Origin of the sequence: Marinobacter sp. ST-43, assembly GCF_030541085.1 — a bacterium.
GTDB classification, from domain to species: Bacteria; Pseudomonadota; Gammaproteobacteria; order Pseudomonadales; family Oleiphilaceae; genus Marinobacter; species Marinobacter nauticus.
Genome location: NZ_JASSVO010000001.1, coordinates 840,956 through 866,087 on the forward strand (window position 1 = coordinate 840,956; position 25,132 = coordinate 866,087).

Annotated in this window: 25 protein-coding genes and 1 tRNA gene; 1 reads left to right on the forward strand and 25 read right to left on the reverse strand. The window is 55.7% G+C overall.

Annotated features, from left to right (window positions below):
• Positions 1 to 13 precede the first annotated feature (13 nt).
• The 8 genes from QPL98_RS03965 to trmJ form a co-directional block, all read right to left on the reverse strand.
• A complete protein-coding gene (locus tag QPL98_RS03965; RefSeq protein WP_303292715.1) occupies positions 14 to 1,036 on the reverse strand; it encodes a RodZ domain-containing protein in 1,023 nt (340 codons plus the stop codon).
• The gene (pilW, locus tag QPL98_RS03970) at positions 1,026 to 1,829 is read right to left on the reverse strand and encodes a type IV pilus biogenesis/stability protein PilW (protein ID WP_011784634.1); all 804 of its coding nucleotides are present in this window, start codon (positions 1,827 to 1,829) and stop codon (positions 1,026 to 1,028) included. Before pilW ends, QPL98_RS03965 begins: the two co-directional genes overlap by 11 nt.
• Before the next feature lie 39 nt (positions 1,830 to 1,868).
• The gene (gene rlmN / locus QPL98_RS03975; protein ID WP_011784633.1) at positions 1,869 to 2,978 is read right to left on the reverse strand and encodes a 23S rRNA (adenine(2503)-C(2))-methyltransferase RlmN; all 1,110 of its coding nucleotides are present in this window, start codon (positions 2,976 to 2,978) and stop codon (positions 1,869 to 1,871) included.
• A gap of 64 nt (positions 2,979 to 3,042) precedes the next feature.
• A complete protein-coding gene (gene ndk / locus QPL98_RS03980; RefSeq protein ID WP_011784632.1) occupies positions 3,043 to 3,471 on the reverse strand; it encodes a nucleoside-diphosphate kinase in 429 nt (142 codons plus the stop codon).
• 69 nt (positions 3,472 to 3,540) lie between these two features.
• Positions 3,541 to 4,689: an IscS subfamily cysteine desulfurase gene (locus tag QPL98_RS03985; protein ID WP_011784631.1), complete on the reverse strand. Its 1,149-nt coding sequence runs from the start codon at positions 4,687 to 4,689 to the stop codon at positions 3,541 to 3,543.
• 20 nt (positions 4,690 to 4,709) lie between these two features.
• A complete protein-coding gene (iscR, locus tag QPL98_RS03990) occupies positions 4,710 to 5,207 on the reverse strand; it encodes a Fe-S cluster assembly transcriptional regulator IscR (RefSeq protein WP_011784630.1) in 498 nt (165 codons plus the stop codon).
• A 78-nt stretch (positions 5,208 to 5,285) separates the two neighbouring features.
• Complete coding sequence (gene cysE / locus QPL98_RS03995) at positions 5,286 to 6,065, reverse strand: serine O-acetyltransferase (RefSeq protein ID WP_014421741.1); 780 nt, start codon at positions 6,063 to 6,065, stop codon at positions 5,286 to 5,288.
• A gap of 4 nt (positions 6,066 to 6,069) precedes the next feature.
• Positions 6,070 to 6,927: a tRNA (cytosine(32)/uridine(32)-2'-O)-methyltransferase TrmJ gene (gene trmJ, locus QPL98_RS04000; protein ID WP_199451814.1), complete on the reverse strand. Its 858-nt coding sequence runs from the start codon at positions 6,925 to 6,927 to the stop codon at positions 6,070 to 6,072.
• 191 nt (positions 6,928 to 7,118) lie between these two features.
• Between trmJ and QPL98_RS04005 the strand changes: the two genes are divergently transcribed.
• Complete coding sequence (locus QPL98_RS04005; RefSeq protein ID WP_041654773.1) at positions 7,119 to 7,919, forward strand: inositol monophosphatase family protein; 801 nt, start codon at positions 7,119 to 7,121, stop codon at positions 7,917 to 7,919.
• 76 nt (positions 7,920 to 7,995) lie between these two features.
• Here QPL98_RS04005 and secF read toward each other — a convergent pair whose 3' ends face one another.
• The 17 genes from secF to flgB form a co-directional block, all read right to left on the reverse strand.
• A complete protein-coding gene (secF, locus tag QPL98_RS04010; RefSeq protein WP_011784626.1) occupies positions 7,996 to 8,946 on the reverse strand; it encodes a protein translocase subunit SecF in 951 nt (316 codons plus the stop codon).
• Complete coding sequence (gene secD / locus QPL98_RS04015) at positions 8,939 to 10,813, reverse strand: protein translocase subunit SecD (protein WP_014421744.1); 1,875 nt, start codon at positions 10,811 to 10,813, stop codon at positions 8,939 to 8,941. Before secD ends, secF begins: the two co-directional genes overlap by 8 nt.
• Positions 10,814 to 10,905: 92 nt before the next feature.
• Positions 10,906 to 11,268, reverse strand: a complete 363-nt coding sequence (yajC, locus tag QPL98_RS04020) for a preprotein translocase subunit YajC (protein ID WP_011784624.1) — start codon at positions 11,266 to 11,268, stop codon at positions 10,906 to 10,908.
• 41 nt (positions 11,269 to 11,309) lie between these two features.
• A complete protein-coding gene (gene tgt / locus QPL98_RS04025; protein WP_011784623.1) occupies positions 11,310 to 12,431 on the reverse strand; it encodes a tRNA guanosine(34) transglycosylase Tgt in 1,122 nt (373 codons plus the stop codon).
• A gap of 14 nt (positions 12,432 to 12,445) precedes the next feature.
• Entirely contained in the window at positions 12,446 to 13,546 is a 1,101-nt protein-coding gene (gene queA / locus QPL98_RS04030; protein ID WP_022992498.1) for a tRNA preQ1(34) S-adenosylmethionine ribosyltransferase-isomerase QueA, read from the reverse strand.
• Positions 13,547 to 13,587: 41 nt separating this feature from the next.
• Positions 13,588 to 13,674, reverse strand: a tRNA-Leu gene (locus tag QPL98_RS04035).
• A gap of 83 nt (positions 13,675 to 13,757) precedes the next feature.
• Entirely contained in the window at positions 13,758 to 15,047 is a 1,290-nt protein-coding gene (flgL, locus tag QPL98_RS04040) for a flagellar hook-associated protein FlgL (RefSeq protein ID WP_303292716.1), read from the reverse strand.
• Between the two features lie 16 nt (positions 15,048 to 15,063).
• On the reverse strand, positions 15,064 to 17,100 hold the full coding sequence (gene flgK / locus QPL98_RS04045; protein WP_022992500.1) for a flagellar hook-associated protein FlgK: 2,037 nt from the start codon (positions 17,098 to 17,100) through the stop codon (positions 15,064 to 15,066).
• A gap of 6 nt (positions 17,101 to 17,106) precedes the next feature.
• Positions 17,107 to 18,093, reverse strand: coding sequence for a flagellar assembly peptidoglycan hydrolase FlgJ (flgJ, locus tag QPL98_RS04050; protein WP_023008196.1), 987 nt, complete (start codon positions 18,091 to 18,093; stop codon positions 17,107 to 17,109).
• An 8-nt stretch (positions 18,094 to 18,101) separates the two neighbouring features.
• Positions 18,102 to 19,196, reverse strand: coding sequence for a flagellar basal body P-ring protein FlgI (locus QPL98_RS04055; RefSeq protein ID WP_153741115.1), 1,095 nt, complete (start codon positions 19,194 to 19,196; stop codon positions 18,102 to 18,104).
• Positions 19,193 to 19,894, reverse strand: a complete 702-nt coding sequence (flgH, locus tag QPL98_RS04060) for a flagellar basal body L-ring protein FlgH (RefSeq protein WP_113879653.1) — start codon at positions 19,892 to 19,894, stop codon at positions 19,193 to 19,195. Before flgH ends, QPL98_RS04055 begins: the two co-directional genes overlap by 4 nt.
• A gap of 3 nt (positions 19,895 to 19,897) precedes the next feature.
• Positions 19,898 to 20,686 carry a flagellar basal-body rod protein FlgG gene (flgG, locus tag QPL98_RS04065; RefSeq protein WP_023008194.1) on the reverse strand — a complete coding sequence of 263 codons (789 nt, stop codon included), beginning with the start codon at positions 20,684 to 20,686 and terminating at the stop codon, positions 19,898 to 19,900.
• Between the two features lie 81 nt (positions 20,687 to 20,767).
• Positions 20,768 to 21,520 carry a flagellar basal body rod protein FlgF gene (locus QPL98_RS04070; protein WP_023008193.1) on the reverse strand — a complete coding sequence of 251 codons (753 nt, stop codon included), beginning with the start codon at positions 21,518 to 21,520 and terminating at the stop codon, positions 20,768 to 20,770.
• 76 nt (positions 21,521 to 21,596) lie between these two features.
• Positions 21,597 to 23,522, reverse strand: coding sequence for a flagellar hook protein FlgE (locus QPL98_RS04075; RefSeq protein WP_303292717.1), 1,926 nt, complete (start codon positions 23,520 to 23,522; stop codon positions 21,597 to 21,599).
• 28 nt (positions 23,523 to 23,550) lie between these two features.
• Positions 23,551 to 24,228 (reverse strand): flagellar hook assembly protein FlgD, encoded by a 678-nt coding sequence (locus tag QPL98_RS04080; RefSeq protein ID WP_011784613.1) that lies wholly within the window; start codon positions 24,226 to 24,228, stop codon positions 23,551 to 23,553.
• Between the two features lie 17 nt (positions 24,229 to 24,245).
• On the reverse strand, positions 24,246 to 24,695 hold the full coding sequence (flgC, locus tag QPL98_RS04085; protein WP_011784612.1) for a flagellar basal body rod protein FlgC: 450 nt from the start codon (positions 24,693 to 24,695) through the stop codon (positions 24,246 to 24,248).
• Between the two features lie 33 nt (positions 24,696 to 24,728).
• Positions 24,729 to 25,127 (reverse strand): flagellar basal body rod protein FlgB, encoded by a 399-nt coding sequence (gene flgB / locus QPL98_RS04090; protein ID WP_011784611.1) that lies wholly within the window; start codon positions 25,125 to 25,127, stop codon positions 24,729 to 24,731.
• Between the last annotated feature and the right edge of the window lie 5 nt (positions 25,128 to 25,132).

Sequence of the window (25,132 nt, forward strand, 5' to 3'; positions counted from 1 at the left end):
AAGAAAATTCTGCTCAGGGCTCGAGCGTAAACTCTGACCGATTGTTTACGACGCGAAAATTACCAAGATCCATCGGTTCGCCCTGGAATTCCAGGGACTCCACCGCGCTCATGGCGCCCACCACAACTCTGAGCGGTGGCTGTCCGCTCACGTCCAGGGCATCGCCCTCTCGGCGTAACGCACTGGCCAGTCGATTGCCCGCACCATCTGTGACCTGAATCCAGCAGTCGTCACTGAACGTCATGGCCAACCTCACGGTTTCAACCGGGGCCTCCATCACTTCAGACTCAGTCAGAGCGGGATCCGGGGATTGCACAACAACGGGCGGCTGTTCCACCGAAGGCTGCTCTGACAGCAACTCTTCCTGGCCGAGGCTTCCACTCTCGGTCGGTTCGCTCAGGGCTTCAGTATCCGTCACAGCGCCATTCTCTGTTTCAACGTTTCCGACTGAACTGGTGCCTGAATCCATCTGTTCCGGTTCGGCCGGCTGTTCAGCCTCTTCGATAACGGAGGGCGCATCTTCCGGTTCAGGACTGGCATCGCTAACGGCCTCGCCACTCTGTGCTTCCAGAGACTCCGAGATACCGTCGGCATTACTTTGAACCGGCTCCGACATCGGTTTTACGAGATAGCTATACGCCAGAAAGCCAACTACCCCGAGGAATGCCAGCAACACAACCAGTTTGGCAATCTGCCGCTTGCGTTTTTTCTTGCGTTCGATATCAACCAGAGGATTGGACTGGTGCTCCTGCTCCCGCTGCTGACGCAGGGGCTCAAGTTCCGAGTCGAGCTCTGCAATCAGGGCGTCTGCATTCAGTTGCACCTGGCGGGCATAGGTTCGAACATACCCTTTGAGAAACAACTCGGTATCAACCTTGCTGTAATCACCTTCCTCGATGGACTGGATTACCGAAGGGCGCAGGTGTTGCTGATCTGCAATGTCTGAAACGCTGAGCCCGAGCTTTTCCCGGGCGCGCCTTAGCTGCTGGCCAACCGAGGCCTCGGAAGCTGGCTGTGACTGCTCCTCACCGGTCATTGGCAATCAGTACCTTATATTGTTGATATTCGACAGATTCCGGATACTCGTTTCTGAGCAATAGTGCCAGGCTGGCTTCCTGATCCCTGTCCTGGAAATGCCGGGCAATCCGGATACCGGTATACAGACTCTCCGGTGAATGCGTCAACCGGGTATTGCGCTGTATCATGGTCTGAAGACGGCTGTAGTATCGAGAGGCCTGAGAAAAGTTATCCTGCTCAACCAGCACCCGAGAGAGGGACAACAGGGTGCGGGCTTCGCCCCGCGTAAGCTCCACGGCACGCCGATAGGCAGCTTCGGCCGATTCCAGCGACCCAAGCCGTTCTTCTGTCAGCCCGAGGTTATAAAAAACGGCTCCCCGGTCTTTGTACTCCGTATCACGTGAGGCTATCCGGAACTGGTCCCGGGCCTCCTCAAACCGTTTGAGGCTATACAGGAAAGCACCGTAATACACTCTTCCGCGGGTATAGTCTCCATCTGAGGCAATGGCATCCCGGAAGCTTTTTTCCGCCAGGCTTTCCTCACCCTCCGCGCTCAGCACCAGGCCCCGGGCAGCAAGTGCCGGTGCGCTTCGGCTGTCGATTTCTAACGCCCGCTCCAGGTGGTCACGGGCACGATCCAGATTCCCCTGACCAATGTAGGCAGTCGCCAGTTGAACATAATTGTTGAGGGCTTTCTGTCGGTCGGCTTCACGGCTGAACCGGCTATCGGTGGTGGTGACACAGCCCGATAACATGACCCCGATAACCAGAACCACAGTGGAAACGAGTTTCACGGTAACGTCCTTTGCCATCAACAAACACCTTCTCCTGTTGTCTCCACCCGACGGTTATCAGGGGTTGACCTGTTGTACTGCGATATAACGCTGGCTTCTGCGCGTGCGGTCTTCAACCCGCCCTACCAACTGGCCGCAGGCAGCATCAATGTCGTCACCGCGGGTAGTCCGGATCGTCGTGACGTAACCGGCCTCGTTGAGTACGGTCTGGAATCTCCGGGTTGCGTTCATGCTTGGCCGGCGGAAATCACTTTCCGGGAACGGATTAAACGGAATCAGGTTGATCTTGCACGGTAGCCCTTTCAGCAAAACAACCAGCTCCCGGGCGTGTTCGGGTTGATCATTCACGCCTTCAATTACCGTGTACTCAATCGTGGCTTTGCGCTTGTCCGGCAGCCGTGAAAGGTAGCGCCGGGTCGCAGCCAGCAGTTCGGCAATCGGATATTTCTTGTTCAGAGGAACCAGCTGGTTCCTCAATTCATCATTAGGTGCATGGAGTGAGATGGCCAGTGAAACATCGGTAACTTCACCGAGACGATCCAGTGCGGGCACCACACCCGATGTACTGAGCGTTACCCGACGCTTTGAAATGCCGTAGGCCAGATCCTCCATCATGAGATTCATGGCATCGACCACGTTCTCAAAATTAAGCAGGGGCTCGCCCATCCCCATCATCACCACGTTGGTGATAGGCCGGTCATTGGGATCGAACGGCATGAACGCCCGTCGTGCAACCCACACCTGGCCAATGATCTCGGCGGCCGTCAGATTGCGGTTAAAACCACGCTTGCCGGTGGAGCAGAAGGTACAGTCGAGACTGCAACCGATTTGCGAGGACACGCAGAGGGTTCCACGCTCGCCATCCGGAATCAGGACGGTTTCAACGCTGTTGCCGTTATCCATGCGCATGACCCATTTCCGGGTACCGTCTTTTGATGTCTCATCATAGACGACCTCGGGGCCACGAATCTCGGCAACTTCCTTGAGCTGTTCGCGCAGCGACTTGCTCATATTGGTCATTTGATCGAAGTCATCAACACCACGCTGATGCATCCACTGGAGAACCTGCTGGGCACGGAAACGCTTTTCCCCCAGGGTTTCAAAAAACGCCTCCAGTTTTGCCTTGGGCATTCCCAGAAGATTGACTTTTTCGGCGGCGCCCGTCATCACATAACCTCGATCAGATAACCAATTCAGGGGCACCCTGCCGGGCACCCCTGAAACAACAACCTCAGCCGCGCGGGCAGATTTCGTTGTCGTTGAAGAAATAAGCCACTTCACGCTCAGCGGAGGCAGCAGAGTCAGAACCATGGACAGCGTTAGCGTCGATGGAGGAAGCAAAATCCGCACGAATTGTGCCAGCTTCCGCTTCTTTAGGGTTGGTAGCACCCATCAGCTCACGATTCTTCAGGATAGCGCCCTCGCCTTCCAGCACCTGAACCACAACCGGGCCAGAGGTCATAAATGCAACCAGATCATTAAAGAACGGGCGCTCTTTGTGCTCGGCGTAAAAGCCCTCAGCCTGCTCCTGAGTAAGGTGCATCATCTTGGCAGCAACGATTTTCAGGTCCGCCTTCTCGAAACGGCTGTAGATTTCGCCGATCACGTTCTTGGCGACTGCGTCGGGCTTGATAATGGAGAGCGTGCGCTCGTTTGCCATGGTATTTCTCCAGTTAGTTCAGGGTTGAAAATTCAGAGGTGGGATTATACGCAGTCAGGGTGCAACTGCCTACCGCACCGAGCGAAGTCGCTCCACAACTTCAACAATCTGGGAACAGGCAAATGCAACCTCCTCTTCGGTGGTGAACCTGCCAAAGGAGAACCTGAGCGCCCGGTGAGCCAGCTCATCGCTGACGCCTATTCCTCGCAATACATAAGAAGGCTCGACCGTTGCTGAAGCGCAGGCGGAGCCCGAGGACACCGCAAGGTTGCGAAGGCCGAGCATCAACGACTCGGCTTCAACACCCTCAAACGACAGATTGACAATACCTGGCACACGATGTTCCCGACTGCCATTAAAGTGAACTCCGTCAAGCCCCTCAAGCCCGTCCAGGAACGCCGCGCGCATCTGTTCCAGTTTACTTATTTCGGCATCAAGCCCGGTACGTGCCAGCTCGAAGGCCCGCCCCATGCCCACGATCTGATGCGTGGCCAGTGTGCCCGATCGCATGCCGCGCTCATGTCCGCCGCCATGCATCTGTGCTGCAATGCGAACCTCCGACGCTCGCCGGACATACAGCGCCCCTACGCCTTTCGGGCCATAAACCTTGTGAGCCGAAAGAGAGAGCAAATCCACCTCAAGATCCGCAACATCCACTGGCAGCTTGCCGGCGGCCTGGGCGGCATCAACATGAAACAGCACGCCACGCTTTCTCAAGCACCGGCCGATTGCGCGGATGTCGGTCAGCGACCCAAGCTCATTGTTGACCATCATCAGGCTGACCAGGGCCGTATTATCCCGAAGGGCGGATTCGACAGACTCAACGGACACCCTGCCATCAACTCCCGGTTCCAGCCAGGTAACCTCAATGCCCTGCTGCTCCAGCCACTTACAGGTATCAATGACAGCCTTGTGCTCAATGCGGGATGTCACGATATGGGGATTATCGCGTAGCTCCGCCACACCCTTGATGGCAAGATTGTCAGATTCCGTGGCTCCGGAAGTCCAGACAATCTCCCGGGGGTCTGCGTGGATCAGATCCGCCACCTGTCGACGAGCATTTTCAACGGCGGCTTCGGCCTGCCAGCCATAACCATGAGAGCGGGAAGCCGGATTGCCAAACACCCCATCCAGGGTCAGGTACTTCATCATGTCTTCAGCAACGGCGGGATCAACGGGCGTCGTCGCCGCATAGTCCAGATAGACGGGCTTTTTCATAGGCAAAAGAGGTCGGGTTATCAGGCCGTGGCCTGGTCAGTCAGTCTTTGGGTATTGATAGCGTCGGCACTTTCATCAGACTGCTTGCGGTTCTGACGATCAGCCACTTGCCGGATTTCGTGTTTGCGCATCAGATCCCCGAGACTGATTTCACTCAGGAATTGATGAATCTGGTCACTGAGATCAGACCAGAGATGGTGGGTGAGGCATTTCTCGCCGTTCTGGCAGTCACCTTTGTTACCGCAACGCGTAGTATCAAGGGACTCACTCACAGCGTCGACCACTTCGGCCACGAAAACCTCATCTGCGGAGCGGCTCAGGCGATAACCGCCACCGGGACCACGTACACTTACCACCAATTTCTGCCTGCGCAGTCGAGAGAACAGCTGCTCCAGGTAAGAAAGGGATATTTCCTGTCGGGCTGAAATATCCGCCAGACTCACCGGCCCCTGCCCTGCATGCAGCGCAAGATCCAGCATTGCCGTAACGGCATAGCGGCCTTTCGTGGTCAGTTTCATAACCTCAGCCCCAATGATGGGATTGAATCTCGATTCACTGGAGCGAGTATGAATTGACCAACTAAAACAGTCAAGTATTCAGCCACGCTCCCGCTCATCAGACTCATCGCGAACGCAGTCGAAATCCTCATCATGCAAGGGAGGCAGCTCGCCATTCTGATACTCGGCGTTCACCTTGCGAAGCGCCTTGCACATATTCTCAATCCGATCATCCACCGCATGCATGTGGTCCAGCAAAGCTCGGACGGACCTTGCGACCGGGTCCGGCATTTCCTCGGTTACGCCGTAGGCGTCGAAGCCCATACGCTCCTCCATCTCCTTGCGGCGCACGTCGTCTTCACCTTTACGCTTGACGATGACCCTGCCCGGGATGCCTACCACGGTTGCGCCAGGCGGAACCGCCTTAGTTACCACAGAGTTGGAGCCGATCTTCGCACCCTCACCCACTTCAAATGGCCCAAGAATCTTTGCGCCGGCACCCACTACCACACCATTACCGATGGTTGGATGCCGCTTGCCCTTGTTCCAGCTGGTGCCGCCAAGCGTCACGCCCTGGTAGAGCGTGACATCGTCTCCAATCACCGTGGTTTCACCAATCACCACACCCATGCCATGGTCGATAAAGAAGCGGCGACCAATGGTTGCGCCAGGATGAATCTCGATACCGGTAAACCATCTCGCCAGCGTAGAAATCGTCCGCGCCAGCCACTTCAGCCCCATGCTCCACAGCCAGTGGGAGAAGCGGTGAAACAACAGCGCGTGCAATCCCGGGTAGTTGGTCAACACTTCAAAGGTGTTCCTGGCCGCCGGATCCCGGTGAAATACGCTTTTTACATCTTCCCGTAAACGCTCAAACATGATGTTATTCCTGCCCCTCATCCACGGCGCCAGCCGCTGTCGTTTTCCTGCCCACCCCTTCGCGGGCACCGGCGGCCTTCTGAACCGATGTCAGAATACCCCGGAGAATATTGATTTCCATCTGGTCCAGCTTTGCCCGCTGAAACAACCGGCGCAACCGTGTCATCAACTGCCTGGGGTTCTCCCGGCGATGAAAATCCACATCCTGCAATACCTGTTCAAGGTGCCCGAAAAACCCCTCTACATCATTCACCGTTGCGGGCGGTACATCCCAGCCGCGATCCCCGGGTTGAACCATGGACTCAAGGTAGGGACTGCTTTCCACCTCTTCAAGCCCACGAAGATAATGCATCCTCAATTCATAACAAACCACCTGCACCGCCATTGCCAGATTCAGTGAGCTGTAGTCCGGGTTCGAGGGAATATGGATGTGATAATGGCAGCGCTGAAGCTCTTCATTGGACAACCCATTGCTCTCACGCCCGAACACCAGGGCGACTGGACCACGAGCACTGTTTTCCGCCGCGGTGACGGCAGCCTGGGGCGGGGAAATAACGGGCCAGGGAACCTTCCGCCCGCGTGCGCTGGTACCCATCACCAGGACACAGTCTGACAACGCCTCGTCAAGACTGGAAACCACCTGAGCCCGATCCAGCACATCCGACGCCGATGAAGCCCGGGCATAGGAGGCTTCGTCCGGAAACGACTTTGGATTCACCAGCCAGAGATTTCCAAGCCCCATGTTTTTCATGGCGCGGGCGACGGCGCCGATATTGCCCGAGTGGGTAGTTTCCACCAGGACGATGCGAACCTGATCATTGTAGGTATCAGTGCTTTCCACCGGCAGCGCGGGCTTGTTCATGGTCATCGGGCCTGTTACTTCAAGAAAAGTGATAAAAGAGCGGCATGATACCAGAATTACCGGCCGACCTGCTCTCCGGAAATGCCGCAACCCCGTGGTATCCGTGCTTTTGCTAAGCCAAAAAACGTACAAGGCGGGGCAGTTTTTGCTATCATGGCCGGCCTTCACACACCCGGATAATGAACACTCAGATGCAACCAGCAATTAAAATGGCCCTGCGCGTTGCCCGCCAGGGATCTGACTACCTGAAAGCTCATTTCGAGCGCCAGGAGCCTAACGGTAAGGATGAGTCCGAACGCCACCGGCAACTGGAGCGAGTGGAGCAGTCCATTTACGACAACTTCACCGAACAACTGGAAAAGGCCTACAAGGATCATGTGATCGCGCCTCTGGGCGAGTCCGACGCCGGCAACCACGATAAAAGCTGGCACATATTCCCGGTTCTCGGCCGCGACAATTTTGTGCGAGGCATTCCCGAATTTGTTCTTGCCCTGGCCCAGAAAAAGAACAACCGCACCGAAAACCTGCTACTGGTTAACCCGATTACCGGCGAAGAGTACTCTGCCAGCCGAGGCCACGGCGCTGTCCTGAACAGCCGCCGCGTGCGCACGTCCGAAGTAAAAGTGCCCGCCAAGGCAGCACTGGCCACCAACCTCCTCGACCAGGCCCGCCAGGGCGATGACCCCATGATCTGGGGCGAGATGGCAGCCGTCCTGGCTCGCGACACCGCCATGTTCCGCACCTCGGGCTGCGTGACACTGGATATCGCGCGAGTGTCTGCTGGCCTGCTGGATGCGGCCGTGATCTTCCGACCACAGGCAGCAGATTTTGATCTGGGCGTAACACTGGCCATGGAGTCTGGCGCCCTGACCGGCGACTTCTCCGGCAACCCCGCGGTTGGAGCCGCCAGACAACTGGTCGTCGCCAATCCAAAGTTGTTCCGGGAACTGCTCAAAACGCTGCACCCCTTCCGGGGTCGACTGCCGCGTTAAGAAAGACAGGGCCACAAAAAAACCGCCACTCCTTACGGATGGCGGTTTTTTTTGTGGCCTGGAAAAGACCCGGAGCTTACATCCGGTTCAACCACTCCGGCGGCTGCTCCTCTTCTTCCTCACCGGTACCCTCTTTCGCGGGAACCATCAGATCTTCGCGGGTCACGCCCATCACCATCAACATATTCGCGGACACGTAGATGGACGAATAGGTACCGACAACAACACCGATAATCAGGGCAAGCGCAAAGTTATTGATCGCTTCGCCACCCAGGAAATACAGCGCCAGCAATACAACCAGCGTGGTACCAGAAGTATTAATGGTTCGGGTAATGGTCTCGTGGATCGACTGGTTGATAATGTCCCAGGCCTCACCTACGCGCATTTTTCTGAAATTCTCCCGAATCCGGTCAGCAACAACGATGGTATCGTTCAGGGAATACCCGATAACCGCCAGCAACGCCGCCAGCACCGTCAGGTCGAAGGTCCACTGAAACAGCGCGAACACCCCCAGCACAATGATGACGTCGTGCGCCAGAGGAATCACCGAGGCGATACCAAACTTGAACTGGAAGCGCATACCCACGTAGATCAGTACCACCGCGAGGGCGATCAGCAGCCCCAGCCCACTGTCTTCTTTGAGCTCTTCGCCCACCTGAGAACCGACAAATTCAGAGCTGACCAACTCAAGGTCAGCTCCGTCCGCCGCCAGCACGCCGGCCACTTCCAGCGCCAGTTCGTCATTCCCGGCCTCTGCCATCCGGATCAGTACCGTAGTATCGGCTCCGAAATTCTGAACCGCAAACTGCTCGTACCCCGCCTCGGTAAGGGTGTTTCTGATTCCGTCCAGGCTAGGAGCTTCAGCGTATTCGAGCTCCACCGAGGTTCCCCCGGTAAAGTCCATACCCAGATTCAGGCCACGCACCCCCAACAGCGCAATGGAGACCACCACCAAAACAATAGAAAGTACGGAAGCTATCTTCCGCAAGCCCATGAAATCAAACGGCTGCTTTTCCATATCAGGCATTTTCAAGCTTCCCCCCGATGGACAATTTCTCGACCCTGCGACCGCCATAAACCAGATTCACTATGCCGCGGCTCACCATCAGGCCCGAGAACATGGAAGTGAGAATACCGATACACAGGGTAACTGCGAAGCCCTTCACCGGTCCGGAGCCCATGGCAAACAGAATGACGGCAACCAGAAGGGTTGTGATATTGGCATCGAAAATCGACACAAAGGCGCGACCATAACCGGCATTAATGGCGCTTTGTGGCGGCACACCCGCCTTCAGCTCTTCCTTGATACGTTCAAAGATCAGAACGTTCGCATCAACGGCCATACCCACCGTAAGAACGATACCCGCGATACCCGGCAACGTCAGCGTGGCAGATAGGATTGACATGCATGCAACCAGCAACATCAGGTTAAGCGTCAGCGCAACATTGGCCACCAATCCGAAGCCGCGGTAGAACACCAGCATGTAAAGCAACACCAGCCCGAAGCCGAGCATCACCGACATCATCCCGGCATCGATATTCTTCTGCCCCAGGCTTGGCCCGATGGTGCGCTCCTGCACAAAGTACATGGGCGCAGCCAGAGCACCGGCCCTCAGCAGCAGTGCGAGCTCAGCCGCTTCGGGGATGGAATCCAGACCAGTAATCCGGAAGCTGCTCCCCAGCGCTGACTGCACTGTCGCCAGGCTGATAATGCCTTTTTCCACGACCCGGTTTTCAGTTTCAACGATTTCTCCGTTAACTTCCCGGGTCTCGGTTTCGGTGCGGTATTCAATGAACAACACTGCCATACGGCGGCCGATGCTATTGCGAGTCGCCCGATTCATCAGGTCACCACCAACGGAGTCCATGGTGATATTGACCTGCGGCTGGCCATTCTCATCGAACGCCTGCTGGGCATTGGCAACGTTGTTACCAGTGGCAATCACATCCCGCTCAAGACGAGCGGTACGCTGTGGATTATCCCGGAAAGGAAACTGTTCGGTCTCGGCGGACGGCGCATCCTGCCGAGCTTCCATCCGGAATTCCAGGTTAGCCGTCGCGCCAAGTACACGCTTGGCCTGAGCGGTATCCTGTACACCTGGCAGCTCTACAATAATGCGGTCTGCCCCCTGACGCTGAACCAGCGGCTCGGCCACGCCCAGTTCATTCACCCGGTTGCGGATGGTGGTCAGGTTCTGTTCAAGAGCGTATTCCTGGATGTTCCGAACTTCTGCTTCGGACAGTGTCAGCGTCAGCAGAAACTCTTCACCTTCTGTTGTCTCATCCAACAGGAACTCGTTGTACTGATCGCGAACCAGCTCAAACGCCTCGCTACGTGCAGCTTCGTCACGGAAGCTCAGTACAATGCGGGCCTGATCCTCAATGTCGCCACCGCGGTAGCGGATGCGCTCTTCCCTCAGCTCTCGCTTGATCTGACCAGACAACGCTTCCAGACGCTGATTCAAAGCCGTTTCCATATCCACCTCCAACAGGAAGTGAACACCACCACGTAAATCCAGCCCCAGTTTCATTGGGCCTGCTCCAAGGCTACGCAGCCAGCCCGGCGTTGACGGCGCCATATTCAGGGCCACCAGGTATTCGTTGCCAAGGGCCGCCTGAACAGCGGGGCGTGCCCGCAGCTGGTCATCGGAGCTGGTGAGGCGGATCAGCGCGTCCCGCTCTTCCAACAGGCTTGATTTGACTTCGATGCCTTCCTGCTCAAGCTTGGCAAGGGCGCGATCAAGCACTCGCTGCTCAACTTCGGTGCTGCCACGGGCGCCGGTGATCTGGATAGCGTAATCGTCAGGGAAAAAGTTCGGTAAGGCATAGATAAAACCAATCACCAGTGCGAACACGATGACCAGGTTTTTCCAGAGAGGATACTTGTTCAGCATGAGAATCCTTCGAGCCGGCAGACGTGCCGGTCTTGGTGTTTCAGCCAGTCAGAAAATGAACAGGCGCATCATGGATGCGCCTGGAAACCAGCTCAGATGTCCTTGAGAGTGCCTTTCGGCAGAGCCGCAGCCACGGCAACTTTCTGAACCTTCATTTCAACGTTATCTGCAACTTCCAGAACAATGAAGTCGTCGGTCACTTTGGTAATCTTGCCAGCAACGCCGCCAGAGGTAACCACTTCATCACCCTTGTTCAGGCCGGACATCAGGGCCTTATGCTCTTTTGCACGCTTGGACTGCGGACGCCAGATCAGGAAATAGAAAATCAGGATGAAGCCGGCGAAAAAGATGATCTGACCCATCACGCTCATTCCCTGGGCACCCGCTTCCTGAGCCGAGGCCAGAGCAGGCATCAGAGACAGCAAGCCAGCGATGAGCAATTTGACTGATTTCATTCAGGTTCTCCGTTTATTGACAGATTTAAAGCAAAATTTGTTCAGGAATCGCCCAGAGGCGGAACGGTTTCGCCCCGTAAGGCATAGAATTCGCTTACAAAGTCCGACAATGTACCTGCTTCAATGGCCCCACGCAATCCACTCATCAGGTTCTGATAGAACCTCAGGTTATGAATTGTATTGAGCTGCGACCCGAGCATTTCTCCGCACTTATCAAGATGATGCAGGTAGCTCTTGGAAAAATGCTTACAGGTATAGCAGTCACAACGCTCGTCCAGCGGTCCGGTGTCGTGACGGTTTTTGGCATTGCGGATTTTGACAATACCGGCGGAGGTAAACAGATAGCCATTGCGTGCATTACGGGTTGGCATCACACAGTCGAACATATCGACACCGCGGCGCACCGCCTCAACGATATCCTCAGGGCGACCAACGCCCATCAGGTAGCGTGGCTTGTCTTCCGGCATCTTCGGCGGCAGGTGATCCAGGATCCGGATCATGTCTTCTTTCGGCTCGCCCACCGACAGGCCGCCAATGGCATAACCATCGAAACCAATCTTTTCCAGACCCTCCAGGGACTGGTCCCGGAGCGACTCATACATGCCGCCCTGCACGATGCCAAACAACGCCGCCGGATTGCCCTCATGGGCCCTCTTACTGCGCTCGGCCCAGCGCAGCGAGAGCTCCATGGACTCTTTCGCCTGCTTTTCCGTTGCCGGATACGGCGTGCATTCGTCGAAAATCATCACGATGTCAGAGCCCAGATCACGCTGAACCTGAATCGCGATTTCCGGTGACAGCTCGACTTTGGAACCATCAACCGGAGACCGGAAAGTCACACCCTGCTCGGTAATCTTGCGCATCTCGCCCAGGCTAAAAACCTGGAAACCGCCGGAATCCGTCAGAATTGGCCCCTGCCACTGGGTGAAGTCGTGCAGGTCGCCGTGGGCTTTGACCACTTCCGTGCCGGGGCGCAGCATCAGGTGAAACGTATTGCCCAGAATAATATGGGCACCGATTTCCTCGATGTCCCGGGGCAGCATTCCCTTTACAGTGCCATAGGTGCCTACCGGCATGAATGCCGGAGTCTCCACCACGCCTCGGGGAAAGGTCAGTCGACCACGACGGGCCTTGCCATCTTCTCCGAGTTTCTCGAAGGACATAAAACAGGATTCACTCACTGTGATTCTCCACGGGATTCGGTTTGATGTGGCTCGGCGGAATCCGTTCCCAGCATCATGCCCCGGCTGGGCTCCTGAGCGGTAAGAAACATGGCGTCGCCGTAACTGAAAAACCGGTACTTTTGCTCCACCGCCTCGCGATACGCAGACATGATGTTGTTATAGCCTGCAAACGCACTGACCAGCATGATCAGTGTGGACTCCGGCAAATGGAAGTTGGTGATCATGGCGTCCACGGTCTGGAAACGGTAACCAGGGTAGATGAAGATATCCGTATCGCCCCGGAACTCCTGCAAACGCCCTGCCCGGCTGGCCGACTCCAGAGAGCGGACGGAAGTGGTACCCACGGCAACGACCCGGCCACCCCGAGCGCGGGCCTCATTGACGGCGTTTACCGTCTCTTCCGGCACATGGGCGATTTCGCTGTGCATAACGTGGTCTTCGATCTTGTCGACCCGTACCGGTTGAAAGGTACCGGCGCCAACATGCAGCGTAACGTACGCAAACTCGACGCCCTTCGCTTCAAGGGCAGACAGCACGGCATCATCAAAGTGCAGCCCGGCAGTGGGTGCAGCCACGGCGCCCGCCTCCTTGGCATAGACGGTCTGATAGCGCTCACGATCCGACTGCTCATCTTCCCGTTCCATGTAAGGCGGTAAAGGCATGTGACCGATACGCTCGAGCACATCCAGAAACGCCTCATCCCCTTCATAGACGAAATGAAAGAGCGCATCTTCCCGCGCCAGCATTCGCAGTGCGGTTCCATCTTCCAGCAATAGTCGCTGGCCTTCCTTGGGAGATTTGGAAGAACGGGTATGGGCGAGCAATTCCTTTTCACCCAGTAAACGCTCAACCAGTATTTCCACTTTGCCACCGGTTTCCTTCTGGCCAAACAAGCGGGCCGGAATAACACGGGTATTGTTGAATACCAGGAGGTCCCCGGGCTGGAGCAGGTCCGGAAGGTCAGTAAACTTCAGATGAGTGGTCTGGCCGGAAAGGCCGTCAAGACTGAGCAGACGCGAGGCACTGCGTTCTTTAAGCGGATAACGGGCGATAAGCTCGTCCGGCAGATCAAAATGAAAATCGGAGACGTTCATGGGCCGGGCTATTCACGATGCCGCAGGTTGCGGCCTATAAGTGGTAGCGGCGGGCGGACTCGAACCGCCACGGGTTTTACCCCAACGGATTTTGAATCCGTCGTGTCTACCAATTTCACCACGCCGCCATCGGAGAGTGGGAGGGATTATACTGAGCCAGAGCCCGAAAGCAACCAGCCGGCAGGCAAAAATCACCCGCCGGCACAGTGAATTAAAGTCGATCGAACAGGGACAGCTGGGAAACCTGTGCAAACGACTGCTGAGCGGCCTGCAATACGAAGCTCTGGAAACTGAGGTTGCTGATGGCCTCGGCGTAATCGACATCCTGTAGCTGGGAACGAATCTCTTTGGTGTAGAGTTCCGAATCCTCAAGAAACGCGGTGGTGGATTCCACAGCGTTGAGCCGGCCACCAAGCTCGGTTTGCTTGAGAATGATTGACTCCTGGGCATTATCGAGATTGACCAGGGTTTCGGCGATCAGCGCATCGTACTCGGCACGGCTCTTGGGCGTTGTTTTGGAGATACCATCAAGGCCGGCAATCAGGTTTTCGATAGTGCCGAAGATGGATTGTTTATCATTTACCCCTATCGTGAAAGTATCTCCTGCTCCCGTTGGTAAACCTGTAACCGGATCAATTCCATTTGGATCATAAACAGCATCATTGACCGTCATTTTTATACCGGCCACTTGAAACTCTTCACCAACCCTAGGTGGAGGTGTTGGAGTTAAATCAGGAGAACCATTCGGCCCTGTAATTCTAAGGTCACCATCTAAATTCACAACCGAAACGGTCAGGTCATCGGGGACAGACGGCGTGGCTCCAATAAATGAATTCGTTAAATCATTCGGGGCGACCAATTCAAGCCCAGAGATGTAACCAGAGGCGGAAACACCATTGTCAGATCCATTGTCATCGCTAGTTACAGAGATTGACTTAGGAACATCCACAAAGATCCCTTTGCCGTGGTCGCTAATAGGCACGGTCACACCATCATCAATCTCCAATACCCGCTGCCCCTCATCGCCTTGATACACCCATTTGCCTTCATCATTTTTGGCAAATGCAGGCGTACTGCCCTGGAAGCCACTGAAGATATACTCCCCGGATGCATCCCGGGTATTGGCAATATTGGCGAGCTGGCCAAGACGTTCCTTGAGCTCCGCCGAGATGGACTGCCGATCATTTGCAGACAGAGAACCATTACCGGCCTGAACCGTCAGCTCCCTCACCCTCTGGATAATGTCCACAGCGCTGGCGAGTGTGCTTTCTTCCTGCTTCAGCCGGTTATCGGCCAGATTGGCATTCCGGCCGTAGGTTTCCGAGCGCTGAAGCTCCTGGTCAAGCTTCAGAATACGGGCGGCCGCCACTGGATCATCCGACGGTTTGTTTACTTTCTTACCGGTAGAGATCTGCTGCTGGGTGTTAACCAGGTTGCTGTTGATGTCCTGCAGACGGTTGATGCCGCCGAAAAAAATCTGTTGTGATGAAATTCTGATCATGTGACATCACCTCGCCTTAACGGAAGCTCTGCAGCAACGTGTTAAAAAGATCCTGCGCCACAGACATCACCTGGGCCGATGCGTTGTAGGCTGCCTGGTACTGAATCAATTTGCCGGCCTCTTCGTCCAGGTTAACGCCCGAGACAGACTCCCGCTGATTGGTAGACTGCTCCAGCAGCGTTGCCCCGGCGTCTTTATCCAGCTGGCTCTGGCGGGTTTTCACGCCGATATCCTCGACCAGGCCAGCGTAGCCCTCGGTAAAGTTCTGGGAACCGCCATTGAGCGTATTTTTTGTACCCAGCGCGGCCAGAAGCTCAGCGTTGCGGTTGTCTGAAACGCCGTTCTTATTGAAATCGATGGTAAACTCATCGCCAACTGCAGGCTCTCCAGTCATTTCGAACTGAAAGCCCTGGTAGCGGCTGCCATCGCTGGGGTCATCACTAAAAAACACGTTGACCTTTTTCGGATCATAATTGCCGGTTTCGAGAACGTTATTACCCGGGGTATCCGTGATCTCGTAATCGTAAGTGCCCGTTGCCGCATCGTAATTCGTGAACTCGATATTCAGGGGGCCATTGCTCAGCTCCCCCCGACTCTGAAACCCTGGCAACAAGGCTCCCGTATTCGGGTTACGAACATTCAGCATATTGCCCTGGCCAATCTCGGCAGTGCCTAGGTTGTCGTCACTGCCGCTTGCCCTGATCGGACTGGCAAAAGCAAGATCTTCCTCACGCCGAACATTCAGCTTGATGTTCTCCGCCGCATTTCTGCTGGGCTGAATCAGGTACTTGTCACCGGCATTGAATTCTCCTCCGTCAATGCGGATATTAAATCCCGGCATTGTGATTTCGGATTGCACCGGGTCCGGCAATCGCCCCTGGTTGACAGTGTCCCCTGTCGCAGTATTGATCAACTCAAAATTGCGACCGTCACCACTGAACTGAAGTGACCAGGTACCGGCAGGTAGATTGCTGCTGTCAGTGATTTCAACCGCCAAACGGCCATTCTGGGGCTCTGCATTATTGGCGTTTGGAATCACCCGACTGCGCTGAAGTTCCAGAGCATTTACATCGGTAAAGAAATTGCTCCCCAGATCGCCCTCCAGGTCCATCCCGATCTCATGCTGATGGTTTATGGCCGAGGAGATGGCAATCGCCAGCCGGCCGAGCTCATCGAAGGCGGGCTTCAGGGCCATTTCATCAAAGGCACGCAAGCCACCCAGTTTTCCGCCCTGAATCTGTTCATCCACCAGCAGGGTGCGCCCACCACTGGAGAGCGTAAATTCCAGCCGCGTGGGATCTTCCGCACTGCTTCGGGTCGCAAATTCTGCGGCGTTGGCGCCGGTAACCAAAGCCAGACCGTTAGACAGGGACACATTCACCTGGCTGCCTTCAACCTCCGTTACCCGAATGCTCACCAGCTCAGACAACTGGCGCAACTTCTCGTCCCGCTTATCCATCAGCTCCAGGGGCTCCTTGCCCTGGGCCAGGCCCGGAGATTCAGAAATAGCCAGGTTCAGTTCAGCGATACTCTTCAGCAGAGTATTGGCATCTTTCACGCCCTGCTGCATCTGGGTTTTTACCGATTCGCGCTGCTGGATGAACTCCTGGTTCAATCCCTGAAAGCGATTCACCAGTTGTTGGGCTTCACTGAGCACGAGCTGGCGTTGGGGCAACGACGTCGGGTCTTCCGCGGCATTCTGCATAGCCGAGAAAAAGTTGTTCAGAGCTTTGTTCAGACCGGTGTCTTCGCCGCCTAACAGGTTATCCAGCCGCGTGAGTTCGGCGTTGAAAGCATTCTGCTCGCCAAACAGTGTGCTGTCCTCACGTAACTGCTGACTCAGATAGGCATCTGCCAGCCGGCGGATATTAGCGACGGATACGCCACTGCCGATGGTCCCTGCACCTGTACGCCGACCTTCCTGGGTCTCGAACTGGACCTCCTGGCGACTGTAACCCGGCGTATTTGCGTTGGTTATGTTATTTGCAGTGGTGTTGAGCGCCGCCTGGTGCCCCAATACCCCACTCAGACCAATACCGATCAAGCCCGCCATGATCTGTTACTCCTTTACTCTGTCACTGCTCATCGACAGTGTCATCAGAGAATCACGATTCATGATCCGACGGATCTTGGCTCCGTATTCCGGATCGGTTGCATAACCCGCTTCCTGCAGCTTCTCAGCAAAGACTTCTGGCTCATCTGCCGATGACAGAACATCGCGGTAACGGGGATTGTTTTGCAGGAAGTCAACGTAGTCCCGGAAGCTGGCTTCGTAGTCCGGATAGGCCCGGAAATCTGCCCGCTCTTTCATCGCCACGCCACCCCGGAATTCGGTAGTGGTAATGCTCACAGCGTCACCGCCCCAACGACTGTCTGCCTTGATGCCAAACAGATTGAAACTCGGCTGCGAACCATCGCCTTTGATCATGTGTTTGCCCCAACCGGTTTCGAGCGCCGCCTGGGCAATCATCAGGCGCGGATCAATGCCGGTCTCCTTTCCGATCTGCTCTGCGAACGGCATGAGCTGCTCAACAAAATGCTCTGGCGACTCAAATACCTCCGGCAACTTGCCGGGGTTCTCTGCTGGCTCTGCTTTTACCTTCGCAGCTACATCCGCCACCTCTGCCATTCGCTCCGGCAACTCCCTGGAAATCGCCGGCATACTGCGGTCGTAATCGGTAATGGCGCCCTTGTGACCCGCCAGTTTCTCTCCATCCTCACCGAGCCCAGGGATCTGTTGACTCAGTTGCCGGACCAGCGCTTCCGCCAGCCCGGTACCGGTGCCACCGGCCATACTCAAGCTTATCTGGCTGTCGAACATATCCCGGTACATCTGGCTTTCATTGCTGTTCAGGTAGTTTCCTTCGGCAAACACCTCGCCTGCCTTGCGCATGGATTTAAGCATCTCTGACAGGAACAGGCTCTCGAACTGCTTTGCAACCTGCTCCAGTGCAGCCTGTTTGTCAGTTCGAGCCTGGGTCTTCAGTGCATTCAGACCACTGAAATCGGTGTAGACCTGGGCTTGCTGTAGTCTTGGATCCTGCATGGCGATACCTAGATCACAATCAATTCGGCACGAAGCGCGCCAGCCTGTTTGAGTGCTTCAAGCACCGCCATCACATCGCCTGGCGCCGCCCCTACCTGGTTTACAGCCTGAACAATTTCGTTAAGCGTTGTTGCCGGGCCGAACTGGAACATCCGTGCCGGGTCTTCCGTCACAGCGATCTGGGTATTCTGCTGAACGGCTGTATCACCCTGAGCCAGAGGATTGGGCTGCACTACCTCGGGGTTTTCCTGAATAGTCACGGTCAGGTTGCCATGGGTAATGGCAGCCGGGCTCACTTTTACATTCTGGCCGACCACGATGGTACCGGTGCGGCTATTGATCACCACTCTTGCGGCTTCCTGAGCCGGATCTACCTCAATGTTCTCCAGAATGGACAGAAAACTGACTCTCTGTGATGGGTCCCTGGGTGCCCGCACCGATATAGAAGTGGCATCGTGTGCATAAGCCATGTCCGGGCCCAGACGACCATTAATCGCCTCAACCACACGGCGGGCCGTGGTAAAGTCGGAACGCAGCAGATTGAAGGTGATGGTATCGCCCCGGTTGAACGGCGATTCCACCTCTCGCTCAATGGTAGCGCCGTTGGGAATTCTGCCGACGCTGGGTACGTTCACGGTAATCCGGGAACCATCCTGGCCCTGGGCGCCAAAACCGCCCACCACCAGGCTGCCCTGCGCCATGGCATAAACCTGACCGTCTGCGCCTTTCAACGGTGTCATCAACAAGGTTCCACCACGCAGGCTATCGGCATTTCCGATGGATGAAACCGTGATGTCCAGCTCCTGCCCGGCCTTGGCAAAGGCCGGCAAAGTCGCGCTTACGGTTACGGCCGCCACATTGGCCAGTTTCGGGTTCACACCATCCGGCAAGGTTATTCCGAACTGGTTCATCATGTTGCGGAAGGTCTGGTTGGTAAACGGCGCTTTGTCGCCGGTACCGTCAAGACCGACCACCAGGCCATAACCAATCAACTGGTTATTGCGCACACCTTTCACCTTGGCCAGGTCTTTCAGGCGGTCAGCCATCACCGGCGCCACACACAGGGCCGTAAGGGCAAAAACAGCAATCAGTTTGCGGATCATAGCGGCCACCACTCACTGTTAAAGAAGCGAGCCAGCCAGCCCATCTGGTTGGCCTGGTCAAAATCACCGGTACCGCCGTAGGCAAACCGGGCATCTGCAACACGATTGGAGGCGACGGTATTATCCGGCTGGATATCCTGTGGCCGAACCAGACCGGTCAACCGGATGTATTCATCCCCATTGGTGAGAGACAACCACTTCTCGCCGCGGACACGAAGCACACCATTAGGCAGAACCTCGGTGACTGTTACGGTAATACTGCCAGCCAGGCTGTTGCTCTGGTCTGCTTCGGCGGAGCCTTCAAAGTCCCGCTCAAAATTGGCAGAAGCGTTCAGGCCGATATTTGTCTTTCCAAAGATGCTCGGTTCAGGAATGCTCAGTTCCTGATCCTTGGTAATGGAGGTTTCAGCGTTCTTGCTGGCGCTGGTGGATTCCTGCAGCAATACCGTGAGCACGTCACCCACGTTTAGTGCCTTGGTATCGCCGTACAGATTGTAATTCCTGGACACCTGGTAAATTGCCCCGGAATCCGGGTCGCGCTGCATCATTGATTGAGCACGAACCGGAGCGTAGGCCGGATCGTCCGGCATAGCCCGGGGGCGAGACATGGCGGTGCATCCCTGCAGCACAATCAGCACACCCACCAGTGCCAGGGTGGCCAGCCGTTCAGTGTGTAAACTGCGTTGAATGCGTTTCATGGCTTAACCGATATTGTTGGTGATGAACTGAAGCATCTGGTCTGTGGTCGAAACCACCTTGGAGTTCATTTCATAGGCACGCTGGGTCGTAATCATGTTCACCAGTTCTTCCACCACCTCTACGTTGGAGGATTCAATGGTGCCCTGTTCAATGGACCCGAGACCTGCAAGTCCGGCTTCACCTTCAGCCGGATCACCACTGGCATTGGTCTGCTTGAACAGATTGTTCCCGATGGCCTGCAAGCCCTGCGGGTTGATGAAGTCCACCAGGGTGATCTGCCCGAGATTGACGGGCGCAGCCTGGTCATCGGTAATAGCGGTGACCGTCCCATCTTTGCCAATGGTGATATTGGTGGCGTTCTCCGGCACATTGATATTCGGCTGAAGCGGAAAACCATCCGGTGTGACCACATCGCCATCAGAGTTCAGTTGAAACTGGCCATCCCGGGTATAGGCGATCTGTCCGTCCGGCATCTGAATCTGAAAGAATCCCCGACCATTCACCGCCATATCCAGAGGCTGTTCAGTTATCTGCAGGTTGCCCTGGCTGAATTGCTTGGCAGTGCCAACAATCCGGACCCCGGTCCCCAGCTGCAGGCCAGAGGGCAACTGCGTGTTCTCAGTGCTCTGCCCGCCGGGCTGACGGTTTATCTGATACAGCAGATCCTGGAACACCGCCCTATCCCGCTTGAAGCCGGTGGTATTCACATTGGCCAGGTTGTTGGAAATGGTGGACATGTTAGTGTCCTGCGCGCTCAACCCGGTTTTACTGACCCAAAGTGCTGGATGCATTGTTTTGCTCCTTGCCTGCCGGTGGCCGATGCGGCGATCTTTTGCCGCTCTCCGCCAACCGATGGCGTTTGATCATCGTTATCAGAGGTTCTGCAACAGTCGTGCCGTAGCCTCGGAATTTTCATTGGCGGTCGACATCACCTTTACCTGCATCTCGTATTGGCGAGACAACTGCAGGTTGGAGATCATTTCCTCCACCGCATTCACGTTTGAACTTTCGAGAAAACCAGTGGCGACACGCATGGCTGCATCCGGTGGCTCTGGACCATCCAGAGCCTGATCCGGCTTGCGTCGAATGAACCCATCCAGACCTTTCTCAAGTGCATCTGCCGGTGGGTTAACAAGCTTCAGTCGGTCAACTTCCACCAACTGATCCGGCGGCCCACCTACCGGCACAATGGAGATGGTGCCGTCCGAGCCAACCTGAAGATTGTCAAAAGGAGGAAGAGCCACCGGCCCACCGTTACCCAGAACCAGCTCACCACTCGCCAGCCGCACAAGCCCGTTCACGTCGACCTGTAAGCTACCGGTACGGGTGAATACCTCTTCGCCCAGATTGTTTTGAACGGCGAGCCAGCCACCGCCGTCTACCGCCACATCCAGCTTGCGGCCGGTCTCCATTAAAGCGCCGGGCGAGAGATCAGTGCCGGGCCGCTCGGTCATGGCGTAGGCGCGGGTGGGATGGTGCTCACCGAACACAGGCATACTGCGCGCCTGGGCAAAATCCTTCTTGAACCCGGTGGTATTGACGTTAGCCAGGTTGTTGGCATGGGCACGCTGGGCCAGCATGTTCTGCTTGGCGCCAGACATTCCAATATAGAGGGCTTTGTCCATGGGCAAACTCCTGCCGGAATTTTGACTGTTTCCAGTCTTCCTGCAGGAGTCATGCCATGTTCGCTAGGGCGCGAAATTATCGGAGGTTGATGATGGTCTGGGTGACCGCATCGGAGGTTTCAATGGTTTTGGCGTTGGCCTGGTAGTTGCGCTGGGCAATGATCAGGTTCACCAGCTCTGCCGAGAGATCCACGTTGGAGTCCTCTACGGAGCTGGCCTTGATGGAACCGAGCGTACCGGTATCCGGAGCACCAATTATCGCCTGGCCAGATTCGAAAGTCTCCACCCAGGTCGTGTCACCTACCGGCGACAGCCCATCAGTATTGTTGAACGCAGCTAGAGCAACCTGCCCCAATGACTTGGACTGGCCATTGGTGTAGCGCGCGAAGATCACGCCCTGATCAGACACATCCAAGCCGGACAGCCGTCCTGTAGTATAGCCATTTTGCTGTTGATCATTCACACCGAATGCCGCGCCGTACTGAGTCGCATCACCCAGGCTAAGGACAAAAGCAGACGAGGTCGCAGGCTCAGGAATTGGACTAACGACACTGGTGGGGTCTGAAGGAGGACCGTCGGCCCCATTTGGATCACCATTGGAGTCCTTGGGCACCCAATCTGTAACAATGATCTCACCATTCGGATCACCGTTTACAGATTGCAGAACACCGTCCTGATCAAACAATGCTGTATATGGCTGTTGATCCGTGCCCGCTACAAGTTCACCATCAATCTGGATATAAATCGACCACTGGCTCTGACCGACCCCATCTCCCGGAGAAGGGTCTTTGACGTAAAACTGTGTCATCTCGTGAGGGTTGCCAAGACTATCGTAAATAGTAGTCGATGTGGCGTGATTGTACGTGCGCTGATCGATAGGATTGAAAGAGTTCGTGGTTTCCAGGGTTCGACCCAACCAAGTGTTGGCATAAAGCGCATCACCTCCGGGAACCACATTGGCAACTGTGCGATCCGCCTGCGGCCTGACGGTCCCCAACTCCGTATTAGGCCCAACAGACGTAGAATTATTACTGTATGCATACGTTAGTGTATTGCCGCTATTGTCAACAACCTGCAACTCTCCGTTGTCATCAAGAGAGGCGAATAAGCTCCTGGCGCTGGGGCTAGCGTTAATTGCATTAATCAATCCGTCTACATCGTTAACGCCACCGAGATCCACGAACACCTCTGAACCATCGATCTGCAGTGTGAAATCGAAGTTACCACTTTGAATAAAGGCATCGTCTATCTGACCCAAATTTAACTCTGTAGTAGCAGAGGCACTTAACCCGGTCTCATCATTAATGGCTGAAGCTACATCTTTTGCAGACAGTCCAGAGGGAATATTGATTGTGCGGTCGGCAGAACCATCATTATAGGAGACCGTAAATGTACCCGTAGGGAATGCTGTAACTGGTGGATTATTAGGGTCGAGGTTAAAGCCATTATTGGTGTAGGCTGGACCCGCTATCTCACCCATAACCGACACTTGTCGCTCTAAAACCGACTCTCGCGAATCTAAATTGACATCTGTCTCCAGCAAGGTGGTTCGCTTGGGAGCCAGATTATCAGTTTCAATTTGTAGGTCACCACGGATACCAGACAAGTTGCCATCACCGTCAGCGACGTAGCCCTGAACCCGCATATTCTGGTTATTAACAACATAACCTTCTTTATCAATCCCGAACTGGCCAGCCCGGGAATAACGGATTTCACCGCCATTGTTCAGAATAAAGAAGCCATCACCACTGATAGCCATATCCAGGCCGTTATCGGTGAAGCTGATATTGCCCTGACCGAATGACTGCTTTACGTCCTGCACCCGCACGCCGTCGCCAATCGGATTGGTACCGGCACTCAGGAAACCACTGGCGTACAAATCACCGAACTGTACCTTGCTGCTTTTGAAGCCGACGGTACTGGCGTTGGCGATGTTGTTACCGGTGACATCCAGATCCACCGAAGCGGCGCGCAGCCCGCTCAAACCTGTGTTAAATGCCATGACTTATACCTCCTGGTCTGACACCGGATCAGTTGATTTGTTTGACTTCAGACAGCGGAATGGAGCCCATTCCGGCCAGATTCAGAGTAATGGAACCACCCTGCCCCAACGACACACTGTCGACATTGGCGCTCACCATGGTCGCCAGCTGCTCTGACCCGGAGGGATAGGAGCCCTGTGCGACGATCGAGTAGGGTCCGGGCGGCAAAGGATTGCCGTTGCCGTCTTGCCCATCCCACTGGAACGACACCACACCAGCCTGGCTGCTGCCCATATCAATCTGGCGAACTAGTTCGCCGCTTTGATTCATGACCGACAGTCGCAGCCCACCCGTGGAAGCCGGCACTTGAATGGTGCCAGTTATCTCGCCTTCGCTACCCAGAATGCCCACACTGGAGGGTGCCAGCACGGTTTTTCCCACCATCGCTGAGGCCTGCAAGGCCTGGCTGGAGCGGAACTGACCAACAACATCATCGACGCTGCCAGACAGATTCTGCATTTCTTCCAGAGAACTGAACTGGGCCAGCTGCGCGATAAAATCGCCGTTGTCCTGCGGCTCCAGCGGGTTCTGATTCTTGAGCTGCGCCAGCATCAGCTCCATAAACGCGTCTTTACCCAGCTCGTTGCCACCAGGGGTCTTGCCCTCCTGGTTCAGCTGGTACTGGCTCAGCACGTCTGAGGCGGCTGCGGAATTCACTGCACTCATGGCTTAATCCTCACTTGTTACTGCTGACCCAGTGTCAGAATTCGCTGCATCATGGATTTGGCGGTGTTCATGACATCCACATTCATCTGAAAACTGCGGGACGACGACATCATGTCCGCCATTTCCTCAACCACGTTCACGTTGGGGTAGTAAACGTACCCTTCCTCGTTCGCGGCGGGGTGATTCGGCTCATAGCGCATCTGCAGTTCTGCATCGCTCTCGACAATCCCCTCAACGCGAACGCCGGCCCCGGGCCCCTCTTCGGAACCCATTCCAAATCCCTGCTGATCAGGGTTCAGCATGGCCTGCTGAATAGCGGCAAACACCGGTTTGCGGGCACGGTACGTTGTATCCGTGCTCGAACTGGCGGTTTCTGCGTTGGCAATGTTAGACGCGGTGGTGTTGAGCCGCAGTGACTGTGCGGTCATGCCGGAACCGGCGATGTCGAAAATGTTACCCAGTGACATGACAATCTCCTTCAATCTCGTACGAACTGCGGCTTATTCGCCCTTCAGCGCCTTTGTCAGGCCGGAAAACCGACTACTCAGGAACTGGAAGCTGGCCTGATAATCCATGGCGTTGCGCATGAAACGGGTCTGCTCGGCCTGCGCATCCACGGTATTGCCATCAATTGATGGCTGGTGCGGGGTACGGTACAGCAGCTCGCCGTCAGCGCCGGGGCTGGAGGTGTCCATATGGCCGCTGTGGGTCGTGGTCATACCAAAGCCCGTCATGGAATCCTGCGCCTTCTGCATCATCGCCTGGAAATCCACGTCGCGGGCCTTGTAGCCCGGAGTGTCGGCATTTGCCAGGTTGTTCGCCAGCACTTCGGCCCGCTTGACCCGCGCCTGCAGCGCGTGCTCATGAATACCGAGCGCTTTGTCGAATGTAATTGCCATTACTG